This is a genomic window from Oleiphilus sp. HI0066 (assembly GCF_001635725.1).
Window position 1 is genome coordinate 19,268 of the sequence record NZ_LWFH01001333.1, and the last position, 15,632, is coordinate 34,899.

The 15,632-nt window shown below is 43.6% G+C and carries 17 protein-coding genes and 1 pseudogene; 6 read left to right on the forward strand and 12 right to left on the reverse strand.

What is annotated here, in order from left to right; translation table 11 throughout:
* Positions 1-3: 3 nt before the first annotated feature.
* Positions 4-600, reverse strand: a complete 597-nt coding sequence (locus A3738_RS19775) for a FlgO family outer membrane protein (protein ID WP_082878364.1) — start codon at positions 598-600, stop codon at positions 4-6.
* Positions 601-710: 110 nt separating this feature from the next.
* On the opposite strand from A3738_RS19775, the gene greB reads away from it, so the two are divergent.
* The 3 genes and pseudogenes from greB to A3738_RS32685 form a co-directional block, all read left to right on the forward strand.
* Entirely contained in the window at positions 711-1,184 is a 474-nt protein-coding gene (gene greB / locus A3738_RS19780) for a transcription elongation factor GreB (protein ID WP_068482957.1), read from the forward strand.
* 105 nt (positions 1,185-1,289) lie between these two features.
* Positions 1,290-1,820, forward strand: a complete 531-nt coding sequence (locus A3738_RS29490; protein ID WP_197472272.1) for a lipid A-modifier LpxR family protein — start codon at positions 1,290-1,292, stop codon at positions 1,818-1,820.
* A 221-nt stretch (positions 1,821-2,041) separates the two neighbouring features.
* A pseudogene (locus A3738_RS32685) lies at positions 2,042-2,302 on the forward strand (lipid A-modifier LpxR family protein); the annotation flags it as partial.
* Between the two features lie 24 nt (positions 2,303-2,326).
* On the opposite strand, the gene A3738_RS19790 reads toward A3738_RS32685, so the two are convergent.
* On the reverse strand, positions 2,327-2,947 hold the full coding sequence (locus A3738_RS19790) for a hypothetical protein (protein ID WP_156493610.1): 621 nt from the start codon (positions 2,945-2,947) through the stop codon (positions 2,327-2,329).
* A gap of 228 nt (positions 2,948-3,175) precedes the next feature.
* Here A3738_RS19790 and A3738_RS19795 point away from each other — a divergent pair, with 228 nt between their 5' ends.
* On the forward strand, positions 3,176-3,475 hold the full coding sequence (locus A3738_RS19795) for a hypothetical protein (protein ID WP_156502539.1): 300 nt from the start codon (positions 3,176-3,178) through the stop codon (positions 3,473-3,475).
* A gap of 18 nt (positions 3,476-3,493) precedes the next feature.
* Here A3738_RS19795 and A3738_RS19800 read toward each other — a convergent pair whose 3' ends face one another.
* From A3738_RS19800 to ftsY, 9 genes are all read right to left on the reverse strand, one after another.
* Complete coding sequence (locus A3738_RS19800; RefSeq protein WP_068501310.1) at positions 3,494-4,876, reverse strand: HAMP domain-containing sensor histidine kinase; 1,383 nt, start codon at positions 4,874-4,876, stop codon at positions 3,494-3,496.
* 40 nt (positions 4,877-4,916) lie between these two features.
* On the reverse strand, positions 4,917-5,600 hold the full coding sequence (locus A3738_RS19805) for a response regulator transcription factor (protein ID WP_068501313.1): 684 nt from the start codon (positions 5,598-5,600) through the stop codon (positions 4,917-4,919).
* Positions 5,601-5,609: 9 nt separating this feature from the next.
* Positions 5,610-6,413 carry a co-chaperone DjlA gene (gene djlA / locus A3738_RS19810; RefSeq protein ID WP_068501315.1) on the reverse strand — a complete coding sequence of 268 codons (804 nt, stop codon included), beginning with the start codon at positions 6,411-6,413 and terminating at the stop codon, positions 5,610-5,612.
* A gap of 75 nt (positions 6,414-6,488) precedes the next feature.
* Entirely contained in the window at positions 6,489-7,268 is a 780-nt protein-coding gene (hyi, locus tag A3738_RS19815) for a hydroxypyruvate isomerase (protein WP_068501318.1), read from the reverse strand.
* A complete protein-coding gene (locus A3738_RS19820) occupies positions 7,261-8,154 on the reverse strand; it encodes an NAD(P)-dependent oxidoreductase (RefSeq protein ID WP_068501322.1) in 894 nt (297 codons plus the stop codon). The genes hyi and A3738_RS19820 overlap by 8 nt, the downstream gene beginning before the upstream one ends.
* A gap of 68 nt (positions 8,155-8,222) precedes the next feature.
* The gene (gene rpoH / locus A3738_RS19825; protein ID WP_068482772.1) at positions 8,223-9,077 is read right to left on the reverse strand and encodes an RNA polymerase sigma factor RpoH; all 855 of its coding nucleotides are present in this window, start codon (positions 9,075-9,077) and stop codon (positions 8,223-8,225) included.
* Between the two features lie 122 nt (positions 9,078-9,199).
* A complete protein-coding gene (ftsX, locus tag A3738_RS19830; RefSeq protein WP_082878368.1) occupies positions 9,200-10,165 on the reverse strand; it encodes a permease-like cell division protein FtsX in 966 nt (321 codons plus the stop codon).
* A complete protein-coding gene (gene ftsE, locus A3738_RS19835) occupies positions 10,158-10,832 on the reverse strand; it encodes a cell division ATP-binding protein FtsE (protein ID WP_068480398.1) in 675 nt (224 codons plus the stop codon). Before ftsE ends, ftsX begins: the two co-directional genes overlap by 8 nt.
* Positions 10,833-10,843: 11 nt before the next feature.
* Positions 10,844-12,055 (reverse strand): signal recognition particle-docking protein FtsY, encoded by a 1,212-nt coding sequence (gene ftsY / locus A3738_RS19840; protein WP_156493586.1) that lies wholly within the window; start codon positions 12,053-12,055, stop codon positions 10,844-10,846.
* 134 nt (positions 12,056-12,189) lie between these two features.
* Between ftsY and rsmD the strand changes: the two genes are divergently transcribed.
* Entirely contained in the window at positions 12,190-12,786 is a 597-nt protein-coding gene (gene rsmD / locus A3738_RS19845) for a 16S rRNA (guanine(966)-N(2))-methyltransferase RsmD (RefSeq protein WP_068501325.1), read from the forward strand.
* On the opposite strand, the gene A3738_RS19850 is transcribed toward rsmD, so the two are convergent.
* Positions 12,783-14,744 (reverse strand): hydantoinase/oxoprolinase family protein, encoded by a 1,962-nt coding sequence (locus A3738_RS19850; RefSeq protein ID WP_197472275.1) that lies wholly within the window; start codon positions 14,742-14,744, stop codon positions 12,783-12,785. The genes rsmD and A3738_RS19850 overlap by 4 nt on opposite strands.
* A gap of 31 nt (positions 14,745-14,775) precedes the next feature.
* On the opposite strand from A3738_RS19850, the gene mutM reads away from it, so the two are divergent.
* Positions 14,776-15,582, forward strand: coding sequence for a bifunctional DNA-formamidopyrimidine glycosylase/DNA-(apurinic or apyrimidinic site) lyase (gene mutM, locus A3738_RS19855; protein ID WP_068482933.1), 807 nt, complete (start codon positions 14,776-14,778; stop codon positions 15,580-15,582).
* Positions 15,583-15,632 lie beyond the last annotated feature (50 nt).

Below are 15,632 nucleotides of genomic sequence, written 5' to 3' on the forward strand. Positions count from 1 at the left end.
CCCTTAGTAAATACCTTGGTAAAGACTGCCAGCTTGATTAGAGGTGCTTGGTGTTGAGCCTGCCCACATCATTCCGATAGGAATGGTATCTGTGGCAGCGGCTACAACTTTTCGACTTGAGACATCAATAAGACGAATATTTACAACGACCGATTGGCCTTGGCTATAGTACGTTCCTGTCAGAAAGTAGTTAGCATCCAAGGTGAGATCTAAATCTTTAAGCGTTCTGGTTAACATGACATCTTGATCATCTGTCATATGAATCGTTTTGGATGTCTTAAATTCAATAACATCTAAACCAGACTGCGCGGCAAGAGTAACTAAGCTTTCTTGAAGTTGTTGCCCTAAGACACTGGCTGGTGGGCGGTTTTTGCCACTTAATTCAGTGATGGGCAAGATAGTGCCGACAGCTACACTTTGACCAAGTGTTAATTCGTCTGATGATGTTAGCAATAATTGGCGAGTTAATTGTTCGACGTGATGATGCAAAGAGCGCTGCGTTTGCTCTAAATCGCTTGTAAATAGACTGTTTTGCGATGTATTCGCGCATGCACTGAGAAGCAAAGTGAAGATTGCTGCAATATAGGCATATAAGGGCATAATGAAGTGCCTGTATGATCAAGTCGGTTTTTATAAAATAACGAGTTAGTGAAAAAGCAAAGCTAATGCCAAGTTAGTTTTTGCAATATTTAAACAAGAGAGAGTTCTGTTTGGCGACTAATTTAATAACAAAAGAAGGGTATTTGGCTTTAAAAGAAGAGCTAGATTATTTATGGCGAGAAGAAAGACCTGAAGTCACCAAAAAAGTTAATTGGGCGGCTTCTCTGGGCGATCGATCGGAGAATGCAGACTATCAATATAATAAAAAACGTTTGCGTGAGATTGATCGTCGCGTTCGATTTTTGCGAAAGCGCATCGAGGCGCTTCGAGTTGTCGAATACGCTCCAGAACAAGAAGGTAAGGTTTTTTTTGGCGCATGGGTTGTTGTAGATAATGATGACGGGGAAGAAAAAAAGTTTCGCATCGTTGGTGTCGATGAAATTTATGATCGACATGACTATATCTCGATTGATTCTCCAATGGCTCGCGCACTGCTTTCAAAACAAGTTGATGATGAGGTTGACGTACGCACTCCTACTGGCACCAATACTTGGTATGTTGTATCCATTTCTTATCCTAGTTAAGCGTTGACCTCTTATTCTTCCTGACTATTCTTATTGCCGTTGGCCTATATCGAATTTAGGTCTGAGACGTCAGTTCTTATTGATAACTAAATAGAGATGATCTCCATGAGGCGTGGTCTAGGCAAGGTTTCTTTCCCATTTTTGTTTGTATTGATGATGCAACTGTCTTGCGTTGCCGTAGCTGAGCAGGATGATGATTTCGATTGGATTGCTGTGACGCTAGATAATGATCTTTTTGTCAGCAATGACAATGGGTATACAAATGGTTTTTATGTCACAGCACTAGATTTATCTGATAACAAAGAATATATGCCCACGAACGATTTTTGGGTGTGGCCGCTGTTATGGACTCTAGATGACTCAGAGGTTGAAGGGGCTGTAAATGTTTATTCTATTGGCCAAACTTTGTTATCTCCGAGTGATATTATGATCGAAGTTTCTGCAGAAAATGAATTGCCCTATGCAGAGCTTTTAACATTTTTCAATACGTATTTAACTGCAAATGTGAATACTGCTGATCGTATTTCGACAACCATAGGCATTATTGGTCCTTGGGCTTTAGGTGAAGAAACACAAAAAACTGTGCATAAAGCTATTGGAGCAGATGAACCTCAGGGTTGGGATACTCAGTTATAAAATGAATTGGTATTTCAGTTTCATCGCTCCAGAGCATGGAGGCAGTTGCACTTCAATGATGGCCGTACCGATATTATTACGGCTGCTTCGATATAAGCTGGGACTATAAGTAGCTCTGTCGAGGGCATGATTGCACTGCGATTCGGGCAAGAGTTAGAGAGATCTTTTCCGACAACATTGTTATCGAGTTCAAGACTCTCTAATCCAGTCGCAGCCAATCAAGGTTGGTTTTTTATCTCGCATTGAATACGGGATATTTGTTTAATCGAATTTTTACCGACGGCAATACCTTTCGAAACAGTCGTTCTATCCCATATGACAAAGAATACTTGGGTGCGTCGGCTGGGCTTACTTTGGAGTATCAGAATTGGGCATTTACGATGGCGTTTTCCGATTCAAATATAATTGCCAATAGTAGAGATAATGAGGCTCTTGAGAATCTAACGAGATTCGGAACCTTCACTATTGCATGGCGTATTTAAATCTCGATCAGATTTAAGGGCGTTTTAATCGCCTACATATTTCCATGTTGCGTCACCTTCATTGCAAAACCGATATTTTCCGCTCAGCATTGCGCTTTTATCATCCAAGATAGAAAGTGATAATACGCGACACCTTGTATTTTGATCAGAGGGTGAGTCGAAAGGAACTGCGACAAGATCAAGCGATGCGTCAGAATAATGAAAGTTCGCTGGCTCCCCGTCTGCTTTGTTATCTAGCGTATCGAATATGTCGTTAGCAATCGCACTGCGTTGTGATGTTGATAGCTCAGCTAATGGAGCTTTAGAAAGTTGCCAGCGATTTCCATTCTGACATAAGGTCCAAAGCATTGTTTGGAAGCGACTATGTTTTGCAGATTTTACGGCAAATTTGACGCGACGACAGGATGTGTCACCTTGTTTGTAGTCCGCAATAATCTTGAATAGAGCTCTAGAACCTTTTTTGCTTTTCCATTCTGCTTTTTCTAATTGTTTGTAGTTGTTAAGGCCGTTCACAACGAATGCTTTCAAAGAGTCTTGCTCTTCGTCATTGAGAGAGCCAATCTCAGTGCTGGATAGAAAATTAATGTTTGACGCTGCGCCCGTCATTGAGAACAGTAAAGAGATAATAAAGATATAAGTACGCATAGGTATGGCTTCCATTTCATCAAACATTGGCTTTGAGGTTTGTAGTAAGCAGTATAGCTTGAAGAATAATCACGGGCAGTAGTTATGCGTGATATTTTTGAGTGAGGCAAATTAGGTTGAAGCGCCTAGGGAAAACTCGTATCGTTCCGGCCATCAGTGCAAACATACCTTTATTTGTTAAACGTATGTGATTTGCACAGTTCAGACGACTTTACACGAGAAAACATCATGAACAGAAAGCTACAACAAATAGGCGAGTTAGTATTTAAACAAGTAGATAACTTAGGCTTTCAGCTTGATAGCATGGGAGTTGAAAATCAGATCAATCGACATACACTGATTGCTGCGATTTTTGCAGGACAAAAACGTGTTGAAGGCGAAGTAGATAGCTTAAAAGCACGCGCGGAAAGCACGAAAGCAAACGTTGAAGAGACATTTTCTGTTGCTGAAAAGCTAGCAAAAAGTGGCTTCGAATTAGTTACCTTTCCCGCGACTTACGCGTTTAAGCGAGTAAAACGCGCGGCATAATTAGCATTTTTCAAATGTTTAAGCAGGTGTAGAAACTTCTATTCCTGCTTGTTCATTTTTAATCTCATTCCCTTCTACGATATCAATTTCAGGCAACTCAAGGGTCACAATCAAACCTGGTTCATTATCGCTAAGTTTAATTTCTCCTTGATGCAGTTCGACAACCGCTTGTACAAGACTCAAGCCTAAGCCATTCCCCGGTTGAGAGCGGCTTTTAGCAACACGATAAAAGCGATCAAAGACTTTGGATCGTTCTTCTTCAGGAATACCAATACCAGAATCTGCAATAGACAACCTTACTAGCTTATCGTGGAGATCGAGCTCAATGGATATATCTCCATCATTGGGCGTGTATTTGATTGCGTTATCGATCAAGTTGCTGACAGTTTGAAAGATTAGGTCTTTGTCACCGTGGATTTCGATATCTTTTTGAACCCTTATGCGAAGCGTTTGTTGTTTATCTTCAGCAACCAATTCATAAAGCTCTGCCGAATCTAACAGTAGGTTGGATAGATTAAAGCGTTTAAAGTTATCAGTACGACCACCCATTTCTAGGCGTGCAATGCGCAGCAGTGCATTGAAGGTGGCAAGTAACTGGTCTGCTTCGGCAACAGCACTCGCGACGAGCTCTCTTTGAACTTCGTTTTCTACTTTTAATAGAGTGTTTTCTAACTTATTTCTAAGTCGGGTAAGAGGTGTTCGAAGGTCGTGCGCAATATTATCTGAGACGTGCTTAATACCTTCCATCAATTGAAAAATGCGATCCAGCATTTCGTTCAGGTTACGCGCGAGTTGGTCAAAATCATCATTGGTTCCGCGATCGGGTATGCGCAATGATAAGTTGCCCTTCATAATTTTCTGGCTGGTTTGGTTGATAATTTCAACGCGACGAGCCGTACTTCGGCTCATCATAACGCCGCCGATCATTGCCAGCATAAAGGTGATCGCCATGCCCAAGTTTATCGCGCGTTCAACAAGCTCTTTAACAGCCATGAACTCGTTGACATCACGGCCTACTAGTAAGCGCAAGCCTCCAGGCACAATGAACACACGTGCTCGAGCTGGCCGATCAAGCTCATTGTGCCAGCCTAACTCTTCATTAAGTGTAAAGTTGAGCCAGCCCTCTTGAACTTCGCCTTCTTCTGGCCACTTATCTATATTGCCTGCGAGTTTGATGAAATCACGCGCAGTAAATAAATAGATCGCTTTGCCGTTAGGATCACGTGCTACACGCTCTCGAATGACACTGATTAAGCCATTCAAACCTTGGCGTTGATATTGTTCTGCCAGACCGACTATTTCAGCTTCGATGGTTTCGTCTGTTTGGCTCGACATATACCCAGCGGTTGCCCAGTAAATAAAGCCCATTAGAATAAAAACAGACGTGGCGAAAAGTACCATGTACATAATCGCCAGCTGAAATGTAGGGGTTCTTAGTAGACTAAGAATCTTCACTCAAAATGTATCCCGCACCACGAACGGTTTGAAGTAGCTGCTTAGGAAAATCTTTGTCGATTTTTGAGCGTAAGCGGCTGATATGAACATCGATGACGTTTGTTTGTGGATCGAAGTGGTAATCCCACACTTGCTCAAGAAGCATTGTGCGCGTTACGACTTGCCCAGCATGCTTCATTAAGTATTCAAGTAAACGGAATTCACGTGGTTGGAGATCTATTTTCTGGCCAGCACGTTTAACAGTACGTGCGAGTAGATCCATTTCTAGATCAGCCACTTGTAGATGGGTGACTTGTTCAGAACCTGAGCTAGCACCACGACGCTCAAGTGCTTCAAGTCGTGCTAGTAATTCAGTGAAGGAGAATGGTTTTGTTAGGTAGTCATCACCGCCGCCACGAAGTCCTTCAACGCGATCATCAACATCGCCTAGCGCGCTCAAAATCAGAACAGGGGTTTTGTTACCTGTTGCACGGATCGTTTTGATGATTGATAAACCATCCATGCCCGGAAGCATTCGATCGATAATCATTACGTCGTAGCTTTCGCTTGCTGCTAATAGCAAGCCCTCTTTTCCGTCGGCGCAGTGGTCGACTACATTGTCACTTTCTTTAAGGCCATTGACCAAATAGGAGGCAACGTCTTTATCGTCTTCGATTACTAGAACGCGCATTACTTACCTCTACTTTAGATTTCTGTTTTGCTTAACGAGCTCGTAAGCTTCTTTTATTTGTTGTGTTTTTTCTGTTGCAAGCTTCATCATTTCTTCGGGTAAGCCTTTCGCTACCAACTTGTCCGGATGATGTTGGCTCATTAATCGCCGATATGCTCGCTTAAGTTCTTGGTCAGAGCAGTCTTGGTTTACACCAAGTACCTCATATGCTTCATCAATTTTGGAAGCATGAACTTCGGTTTCAAAGCCTTGATTACTATGGTGGAAGCGTTGTTGAGCCACGGCCATAGCAAGAAGGTGTTCGAACTGTTGACGGTTAAAGCCGAGAATCTCAGCAAGCTCCATTAAAATCGCTTGCTCGTTTGCGTGAAGTTCACCGTCAGCGAGTGCCGTAGCAATCTGAATTTCGATGAACATCTGCAGTAAGTTTCTTCGACGTCCGCATTCTTGTTTAAGCTGCTCTGCAACCGCTTTGTAGTCGAAGCTGGTTGACTTTCCTTGAGTAAACAATGATTGTGCTGCTTTTTGCTGCTCATTGTTTAATTGCATTCGAGACATGGTGTTCTGAGCAACACTTATCTCATCTTGACTTACAATTCCATCTGCTTTGGCAACGTGCCCCATAATTGAGAATGTTGCGCCAAAGAATGCTGCTTGGATATCTTCTGTTGAAAGGTCATCAGGGGCAAAGTTTTCAATGCCGGCTAAGCCTTTGTCAAAGCTATGCCCAATTGCTGCGCCGAGTACTGCTCCAATGGGACCTGATACGGCGAAACCAAGTGCCCCGCCTATTAGTTTTCCCCACCAACTCATTTGCAAACCTATTTAAACTGCATTAACTGAAAATCCCGAACTTACATGGTTTTAACACAAGCGTAATTTTACACGTTAATTAAAGCTTCGTAACCACGCCAGAGAGCTAACTGTGTCTGTTTTTGGCAGATATTCTGCACTAACAAATCCTGTGTACTCATTCTGGTCTAGAAAATTGAATGCTTTTTCAAAATCAATGTCGCCAGTGCCTGGTTCGTGTCGGCCAGTGCTGTCGGCAAATTGTACGTGTTGAATGTGTGGCCAGATAGATTTCAAACTTCTTTCTAAATCGCCGTGCATGATGTGCATATGATAGAGGTCGAATTGAAAGTAAACGTTTGTGTGTTGAACTTGATCAATTAATGACTGGCTCTTTTCGAGGGTATCGAGGTAGAAACCAGGCATATCGACTTTAGAGTTAATTGCTTCGACTAGTAGTTTTATTCCGGCTGATTCGAGCGCACTTGCTGCGTAGTGAATATTTTCCAGCCAGCATGATTCAGCTTCTTCTTCACTCAAATCGTTTGGTTTTAAGCCTGACAGGCAATTGAGTTGTTTGACGTTTAATTGTTCGGCGTAATGAATGGCTTGATCAACATCTCGTCGAAATTCGTCTTTACGATCAGGTAGGCATGCGATGCCTCGCTCCCCTTTTGACCAGTCGCCGGGAGGCAAGTTGAACAAGACTTGTTCTAGATTGTTATCTTGCAATCTTGAGACAAGATCTTGAGCGGAATAATCATAAGGAAACAAATACTCTATGTAGCGAAAGCCATTGTCTTTCGCTGCTTTAAAACGATCAAGAAAGTCATGTTCTTGAAATAGCATGGTGATATTGGCCGCGAATTTAGGCATTTTCTTTGTTCTCAGCAAAGTGCGATGTATTGTTGAGGCGTTCGAGTTCTACCATTAATCCGCTATGGTCGATGTTCTCTTTGCCATGAGCGATTAGCGACAGATAGCCGTCATGCGTGCGTTGTGACAGGGGTAGGGTCAAACCTTGTAATCGAGCTTCATCGAGTATGGTGCGCATGTCTTTTAATTGAACACGGCTACGCGCCCCAGGTTCATAATTGCCATCAATGATTCGTTGACCGTGTAATTCTAATATGCGGCTAGCAGCGAAACCGCCACCCAAAGCCTTACGAACTGCCACAGGGTCTGCTCCACCCTCTGCAGCAAGCAATAAAGCTTCTGAGACTGCTCCAATCGTAATACCTACAATAGCTTGATTAGCCAGTTTAGCGACTTGTCCCGTACCATGCGGGCCGATGTGTGTGGCGGAACCCATTGCATTGAAAATAGGGAGAGCTTTATCGAAGTCATTTTTATTTCCGCCGGCCATAATCGACAGAGTCGCTTGTTCAGCACCTACGGTACCTCCAGACACTGGGGCATCTAAATACGAAATACCATAATTCTTAAGTAGCTGAGCATGTGCACGCGCTTGTTCCGGCGGTATTGAACTCATATCAACGACCATGCTTCCAGACTTTATCGCCTGAAGAACATCGCCTTGCATGAGTGTTTGCTCAACGATATCTCCGGTCTCTAGCATAGTGATGATAATGTCTGCGTGAGCAACTGCCTCGCTGATAGCTGTATATGTATTCGCGTTTTTCTGAAATGGGTCGAGTTTTGATTGGGTGCGGTTCCATAGGTGTAGAGAGAAACCTGCACGAATCAGGTTAGTAACCATGGGAGCGCCCATGAGGCCTACACCAATAAAAGCAATATGCATGACATAACTCCGAATTTTAATGGCATAAAAAAACCGCCTGTTGGCGGTTTTTAGTAGAAGAAAGAGGCCTAACTATCCATTAAGCCTTTTACTTTCTTCATCGCATTTTTTTCTAATTGACGAATTCGTTCAGCTGAAACGCCGTATTCATCTGCCAGCTCATGAAGCGTGGCTTTTTTCTCATTTAACCAGCGTTTGGTGATGATATCTAAACTACGCTCATCGAGAGTACGTAAGGCTTCAGTTAAACGATGACGCGTATCGCTCGATGTATCAGCCAGCTCTACAGCACGTGCAGGGTCTGCTGAATGATCTTCTAGATAGTTCGCTGGAGCTAAGAACGCGCTGTCATCATCTTCATCAGAGCTAGCATCGAATGCTGTATCTTGAGCGCTCAAGCGACCTTCCATTTCGCGAACGACGCGAGGTTCTACACCAAGGTCTTTAGCTACTGAATCAACTTCATCTGCGGTAAACCAAGCAAGACGCTTTTTAGAGCTGCGAAGATTGAAGAACATTTTACGTTGCGCTTTGGTCGTCGCAATTTTGACAATGCGCCAATTACGTAAAATGAATTCGTGAATTTCAGCTTTGATCCAATGTACAGCAAAAGACACCAAGCGAACGCCGAATGTCGGATCGAAACGTTTAACGGCTTTCATTAGGCCGACGTTTCCTTCCTGAATAAGATCAGCTTGAGCTAAACCATATCCAGAGTAACTTTTAGCGATATGAACAACAAAACGTAGATGCGACATAATCAAGTGTCGCGCAGCCACAAGGTCGTTTTCGTCATGTAAGCGCGCAGTTAAATCTCGCTCTTCTTCAATTGACAAAATCGGGATGCTGTTGACCGTTTGGATGTAAGACTCAAGGTTGCCACCAGGAGTTAACATGTCGACGGGTTGTAAGCTTGTGCCCATTAATATTCCTCTATTCGTTATCCTTGCATCATAGCATCTCGGCGCTTTTGTGCTCAAGTGTGCTAATGTTGAGTGGTTGGACTACTTAAGCCTTAAAAAGTTCCGAATTTCGTAGATAGGTATTAGCTTGGTTCAATTGCGCTTATATGTTGTTTCACAGAAATTTTGGCAGCGCACCAACCTAAAAATGTTCCAACTAACAGAATAAAAAGTGTAGTTTCAATGTTCAAACCTGACAAACTAAAATCGCTTTGATATGAAGCTTTCAGTGCTTCAATAGGTTGCGCTAGAATGGCTAACACCACGCTGCATAAAATAATGGAAAATATTCCTCCGCCTATGCCATAGAAAATACCTAAGTACAGAAACGGTCTACAAACAAACGCGTCCGTTCCTCCTACCAGCTTAAGTACGGCAATTTCGTCTTTTCGGTTTTCGATTGCTAATCGAATCGTATTTCCGAGAATTAAAATGACAGCAATACTTAGCATTAGCCCAAGAATCCAGGTGCTTAAACTAAGAAAGTTGGTAATAGAGTTGAGTCGCTGAACCCACATTAAATCAAGCTGAACCAGATCAATTTCAGGCTTTCCTAGTAGGCTAGTGCGAAGTTTTTGCGCTTGTTCTATCGTATTAGCAGAATCACTCAGGGTTACGATAATACTGTGAGGAAGGGGATTGTCGCTCAAGTGCTCAAGTGTCGACTCGAGTTCAAATGTTGCTTTAAATTCCTCAAGAGCATCATCTTGATGGATGAACTTGGCTGACTCTATGCCTTCGATTTTTGTTAGTTCTTGCGCAAATGTTGCCCCTTTAATCGGCGATAATGTTTTGCTTAGCATCACCGTCATTTGAGTCGTATTATCAAAGCTCAATTGAGAGCGCTCGAGATTGCTTAAGAACACGCCTAGTAAAGTGGGCAATAAGATAGCAATACCAATAACGGCGCACGTAAGGATTGATGCTAATGGTTTTTTCTTTTGCTCATTAAGGGTATGAGAAAGAGCTTTTTTGTGATTACCAAAGTAACTGCCAAGCATCGGTTTTGATGCAGAAACTTGAGCGCCTTGTGAATTTGACTTAGCCATTTACGAATGCCTCTTCGTTTCTGATGTGGCCATGATCAAGTTCGATTACTCGGTAAGGTAGGCGTGAAATAAGCTCTAAGTCATGCGTTGCAATCAACACCGTGACACCCACTTGGTTAAAGTCGCTAAACAGCTTCATGATTTCTGCCGATAGCTCTGGATCAAGATTACCTGTAGGTTCGTCAGCTAACAGAATAGGTGGCTTGTTGACGACAGCACGAGCAATACCAACACGTTGTTGTTCACCTCCAGAAAGTTGAATGGGCGTGAGCTTCTCTTTGCTCAGTAGCCCAACTTTATCGAGTGCAGCCCGTACGCGTTTAGCAATTTCCTTTGGTGGCGTTCCTGCAACTTCCATCGCAATCGCGACATTATCAAAGACTGTGCGATCAAACAGAAGTTTGTGGTCTTGGAATACAACACCTGCATGGCGACGATAATAAGGAACTTGTCGCGGAGGAATACGTGCAAGGTTTTGATTGCCAACCGTGATTTGACCTTTGCTGGCTCGTTCCATCAGCATGATTAGTTTAAGTAGTGTGCTTTTTCCTGCGCCGGAATGTCCTGTTAGAAATGCCATTTCACCTCTCGCGAGCTCGAATGAAACATTTTTCAGGGCTTCGTGCCCATCAGGGTAACGTTTTCCGACGTTAATAAACTGAATCATGCTTTAACAACTTAAGCGTCTGTTTGTTTTTCAAAAAGTGCTTCAATGAATTCATCCGCATCGAAGGGACGTAAGTCATCGATTTGTTCGCCGACGCCAATAAAACGAATCGGTAAACCGAGCTGTTTTGCAATGGCGAAAATAATACCGCCTTTTGCAGTACCATCTAATTTCGTCAGACTGATTCCTGTAACGCCCACGGCTTGTTGGAATATTTGCGCTTGGCTAAGTGCGTTTTGTCCTGTGCCAGCATCAAGTACCAACATCACCTCGTGTGGTGCTTGTGCATCAACCTTCTTCATCACTCGAACAACTTTTTCGAGTTCTGACATCAAGTTGTCTTTGTTTTGAAGACGACCTGCTGTATCGGCGATGATGACATCAATGCCTTTAGATTTTGCGGATTCAACGGCATCAAAGATCACTGATGCACTGTCTGCGCCCGTGTGTTGCGCAACGACTGGAACATCATTGCGTTCGCCCCATACTTGCAGTTGCTCCACGGCTGCTGCGCGGAATGTATCACCTGCAGCCAGCATGACAGAGTGACCTTGGCTTTGAAAACGCTTGGCCATCTTGCCTATGGTTGTCGTTTTGCCTACGCCGTTTACACCAACTACCAATATGACAAAAGGTGTATCGCTTTTGGGGATCTCAAGCGGCGCTTGCTTGTCGGCAAGAAGAGCAGCTAGTTCGGTTTTGAGTAGCTGATAAATAGCTTCAGAATCTTTAAGCTCTTTGCGCTCAGAGCGCTCTGTGATTGTTTGAATAACTTGAGAGCACGCTTCAACACCGATGTCTGCCATCAGGAGTTGTGTTTCGATTTCTTCAAGAAGGTCTTCATCAATCTCTTTTTTACCAAGAAGAAGTTGGCCCAAGCCATCACTGAGTTGGCCTCTTGTTCTATTTAAGCCAGATACAATACGAGAGAAGAAGTTCGTTGAGGGTTCTTCAGTAATCTCTTCGACTTTTTCTTCAGCAGCCGGTTCAATGTCAGTAACTTCTGCGATTTCTGCTGTTGGAGTCGGTTCAACGCTAGAAGTATCTAGTGTTTCGCTAATTGGTTTTGGCTGTTCGGTGACTTGCTCTCGAGGCGGTAAGCTTTGTTTCTTAGCAAACGGAGGAAGTTGCTTGTGAGTAACTTTTCTGGTTTTGATATCGATAACGAAGGCGATCGCGATGAGCGCGATAATTGCGAAACCGATAAGCATTTGGTTATCCATGAGTCGTCCAAAGAAAGAATGTCATCCTGTATATCGACAGGTGATAATTAGATTGATAGAAACTGTGTCCGCACTACAATAAGCGGCGAGCATTTATGCCGACCGAGATCAACGCGATTATGAGCTAAATTCTAATGCCAGCACGAGCTAAAAAAAACCGTAAGCCAGAAAAAAAAAGTGAAGGTTCTTTTCGCATTATTGCTGGAGAGCATCGAAGTCGTCGTTTGAGTTTTCCTGAAGTAGAAGGTTTGCGTCCCACAACAGATCGCGTTCGTGAGACAGTATTTAATTGGATGCGCCATGAAGTCATTGGTGCGAACGTACTAGATTTGTTTGCGGGCAGTGGCGCGCTTGGTTTTGAGGCTGCATCACGCGGCGCGAAACATGTGCAGTTTATCGAAAAAAATACACAAGCATTTCGCTACCTAGAACAAAACAAAGCGCTGTTAAATGTGCCGGCATCAGTGAGTCATGTCGATGCCCTCAGTTTTCTTCAAAGCTATTCTGGAGAGCCTTTAGATATCGTATTGATTGACCCGCCGTTCAGAAAAGATTTAGTTAATCAGGTTCTAGCGCTTCTTGATAACCGGCAAGTCTTAGCGCCAGAGGGGCTTGTTTACATCGAAACAGAGGCGGAATTGTCACAGCTAGACATTCCTAGCGTATGGCAAGAGCTGAAATCCAAAAAGGCAGGTCAGGTTATCTCTAGGCTTTACGAAATCAAATCTTAAGGCCTCGATAGCAGTAAATTTCCAAACCTATCTAATTCACATTGCCAGGCTTTTGGTATCCAGGTGGTCGATATTTTTTCTGTGATAATAGCTGGACCAGTCACTATATCGCCCAGTTGAATATGATCTCGTTCGATCACTGCGATTTCATTGTTTAGCAATGATGTTGAAGAAGAACTTGTATGCATTGGTTTCGATAAAGAATTAATTGCTGGAACACCTTCGATACTCAACTTCAGATTAACGAGCTCGATTTTTTTATTTAAACGATGACCGAAGCGTTGTTCATGTGCGGCTTCAAACTCCTCGACAGAGCGCTCAGAGTAAGGTACCTCAATCGTGTAGCTTTGCCCCAAGTATCTTAAATCTAGGTGTTGTTTAATCTTCCCTGTTTGCGCAAGCTCTGGGCTGTCTTCAGCTATCTCCGCTTTCATTTTGTCAAATAAGTCAGCAAGTGTTTCTTTGCTAACGTCTTGATAAGGGTGAATGTAGGAGTGTGTTGCATTACGCATAGGCGCTGCGGTGAGCATGCCGAACGCAGACAAGACGCCAGAATTGCGTGGGATAATAGCGCGTTTGATATTGAGTTTTTCTGCAAGAGAGCAAACATGCATCCCGCCTGCGCCACCAAAGCAACATAAACTGAAGTCTTTAGGCGAATGCCCTTGTTTGACTGAGATATTATGCAGCGCTGCTGACATTTGTTGTTCTGCAAGTTGAACGATGCCTTGCGCCGTTTCTTCAATGCTCAAAGATAGTTGTTGCGCTAGTTTTTCGATTGCTTGTATTGCTTTATCGAAGTCTAAGCTTAATGAACCACCCAGTTTGGCAGATCTAGGGATGTGACCAAGAATCAAGTTAGCATCCGTCACGGTTGCCCTATCTCCGTCTTGGCCATAGCAGGCCGGCCCTGGATTAGAACCTGCAGATTCAGGCCCAACATGTAGCATGCCCGCTTCATCTATCCAGGCAATAGAGCCGCCGCCTGCCCCGATAGTATCCATATCTAGCATAGGGATAGCTACTGGCCAGTCAGCGATGGAGTTTTCGCTGCTTAACAAGAAATCTCCATCCATTAAACTCACATCGGTGCTTGTGCCTCCCATATCAAAGCTGAGTATTTTCGTTTGATTGAGTGACTTTCCGAGTAATCGGACGGCTGATAGCCCCCCAGCAGGTCCAGAGAGAAGAAGATTAACGGCGCGTTTTTTGGCCTCATCCAGTGTCAGTAGGCCGCCAGACGATTGCATGATTTGAACATGATTGTTCTTGAGTTTGTCTTGAAGCATGCTCAGGTAGTTATTGACCTTTGGGCCCAATGACGCGTTAAGCCATGTAGCGATGCCGCGTTCATATTCTTTATAAACCGGCAATACAAAAGACGAACGGGAGACGAAAAAGTCTTTGTTCAAGGCGCTCTCAATGCGTTGTTCTTCCTCACTATTCAAAAACGAGAATAAAAGGTTGATAGCGATCGCTTCGGCACCGCTCTCTTTTACATCTTCAACTAGCTGAGAGATCGCTTCATCACTTAAGGGAGTAATGATGTTGCCTTGTGCATCGCGTCGACAGTCAACTTCGAAGCATAATTCTGGCGGTACTGGCGGGTCAGTTTTGACCGGTTTTAGATTGTATAGTTCTTTGCGATTTTGACGGCCAATGCTGAGTACATCTTTGAAGCCTTTGTTGGCGATGTAAGCGGTGCGTGCGCCTTTACCTTCTAGCGCGGCATTTGTCGCAACTGTACTGCCATGAATAATGTTCAGGGAACCAGATAGCAAGTCATCTTCAAGACCGAGTTCCAGGATGCCTTGAATAATCGCTTTCGCCGGATTGCTTGACGTAGAGAGAACTTTATGTGTTTGCATCTGGTCTGACTCAATCAGAACAAAGTCGGTGAATGTGCCACCAGCATCAACGCCCAAGTGTTTGATTTGCTTACCCTGCTTCGTAGACAATGATCAACCTTTCAATCTGAGTGAATAAATAGTGCCTGAACTACCAGAAGTAGAAACAACGCGACGCGGTATTTTGCCTTACAGCGAAGGGAAAGTCCTGCAAGGTATGACAATTCGTAATAGCCGATTACGCTGGCCTGTCTCTACGGAGTTAGAAATTTGGTCGCCTAATCTCGTAAAAAGCGTGACTCGACGCGGCAAGTATATTGTCATGAGTTTTGATCAAGGAAGTATCTTAATTCATTTGGGAATGTCAGGGAGTTTGCGGGTTGTGTCTGCAGATACTGAAGTACAGAAGCATGATCATGTGGATTTTTGCTTTGCAGATCATGTATTGCGTTTTAACGATCCTAGACGCTTTGGCTCTATTTTGTGGACAGAGGATTGGAGTAAGCATGAGTTAATCAACAAGTTAGGACCAGAGCCTTTGTCGGATGCGTTCGATGTTGATTACCTGCATCAAAAATCAAAGAGTCGATCTATTGCTGTGAAGCAATTCATTATGGATAGCCATGTCGTTGTAGGGGTTGGAAATATATACGCTAATGAGGCTTTGTTTCTGTCAGGCATTCACCCTTCACGTGCCGCAGGGCGAATTTCAAAAAAGCGTTATGCTGAATTGCTTAAAAATATAAAGCTTGTATTGAGTCGAGCGATTGAGCAAGGCGGGACAACCTTGCGGGATTTCGTCGGTGGGGATGGCAAGCCGGGCTACTTTCAGCAGCAGTTGTTCGTATATGGTCGCCAAGGTGAGCCGTGTAAAAACTGTGGTGAGACCCTTAAAGAAATCAGGCACTCGGGTAGAAGCACGGTATTTTGTTCAGTGTGTCAAAAGTGATCACAAGAAATAAGGTAATCGGGATGAAACATTAGACAGTGAGCAAACAG

What these genes read in the sequence shown, in the direction of transcription:
- A3738_RS19775 (WP_082878364.1), bottom strand. Translation starts at nt 600, where the DNA reads ATGCCCTTATATGCCTATATTGCAGCAATCTTCACTTTGCTTCTCAGT.
- A3738_RS29490 (WP_197472272.1), top strand. Translation starts at nt 1,290, where the DNA reads ATGAGGCGTGGTCTAGGCAAGGTTTCTTTCCCATTTTTGTTTGTATTG.
- A3738_RS19790 (WP_156493610.1), bottom strand. Translation starts at nt 2,947, where the DNA reads ATGCGTACTTATATCTTTATTATCTCTTTACTGTTCTCAATGACGGGC.
- A3738_RS19795 (WP_156502539.1), top strand. Translation starts at nt 3,176, where the DNA reads ATGAACAGAAAGCTACAACAAATAGGCGAGTTAGTATTTAAACAAGTA.
- A3738_RS19800 (WP_068501310.1), bottom strand. Translation starts at nt 4,876, where the DNA reads ATGGTACTTTTCGCCACGTCTGTTTTTATTCTAATGGGCTTTATTTAC.
- A3738_RS19805 (WP_068501313.1), bottom strand. Translation starts at nt 5,600, where the DNA reads ATGCGCGTTCTAGTAATCGAAGACGATAAAGACGTTGCCTCCTATTTG.
- djlA (WP_068501315.1), bottom strand. Translation starts at nt 6,413, where the DNA reads ATGAGTTGGTGGGGAAAACTAATAGGCGGGGCACTTGGTTTCGCCGTA.
- hyi (WP_068501318.1), bottom strand. Translation starts at nt 7,268, where the DNA reads ATGCCTAAATTCGCGGCCAATATCACCATGCTATTTCAAGAACATGAC.
- A3738_RS19820 (WP_068501322.1), bottom strand. Translation starts at nt 8,154, where the DNA reads ATGCATATTGCTTTTATTGGTGTAGGCCTCATGGGCGCTCCCATGGTT.
- rpoH (WP_068482772.1), bottom strand. Translation starts at nt 9,077, where the DNA reads ATGGGCACAAGCTTACAACCCGTCGACATGTTAACTCCTGGTGGCAAC.
- ftsX (WP_082878368.1), bottom strand. Translation starts at nt 10,165, where the DNA reads ATGGCTAAGTCAAATTCACAAGGCGCTCAAGTTTCTGCATCAAAACCG.
- ftsE (WP_068480398.1), bottom strand. Translation starts at nt 10,832, where the DNA reads ATGATTCAGTTTATTAACGTCGGAAAACGTTACCCTGATGGGCACGAA.
- ftsY (WP_156493586.1), bottom strand. Translation starts at nt 12,055, where the DNA reads ATGGATAACCAAATGCTTATCGGTTTCGCAATTATCGCGCTCATCGCG.
- rsmD (WP_068501325.1), top strand. Translation starts at nt 12,190, where the DNA reads ATGCCAGCACGAGCTAAAAAAAACCGTAAGCCAGAAAAAAAAAGTGAA.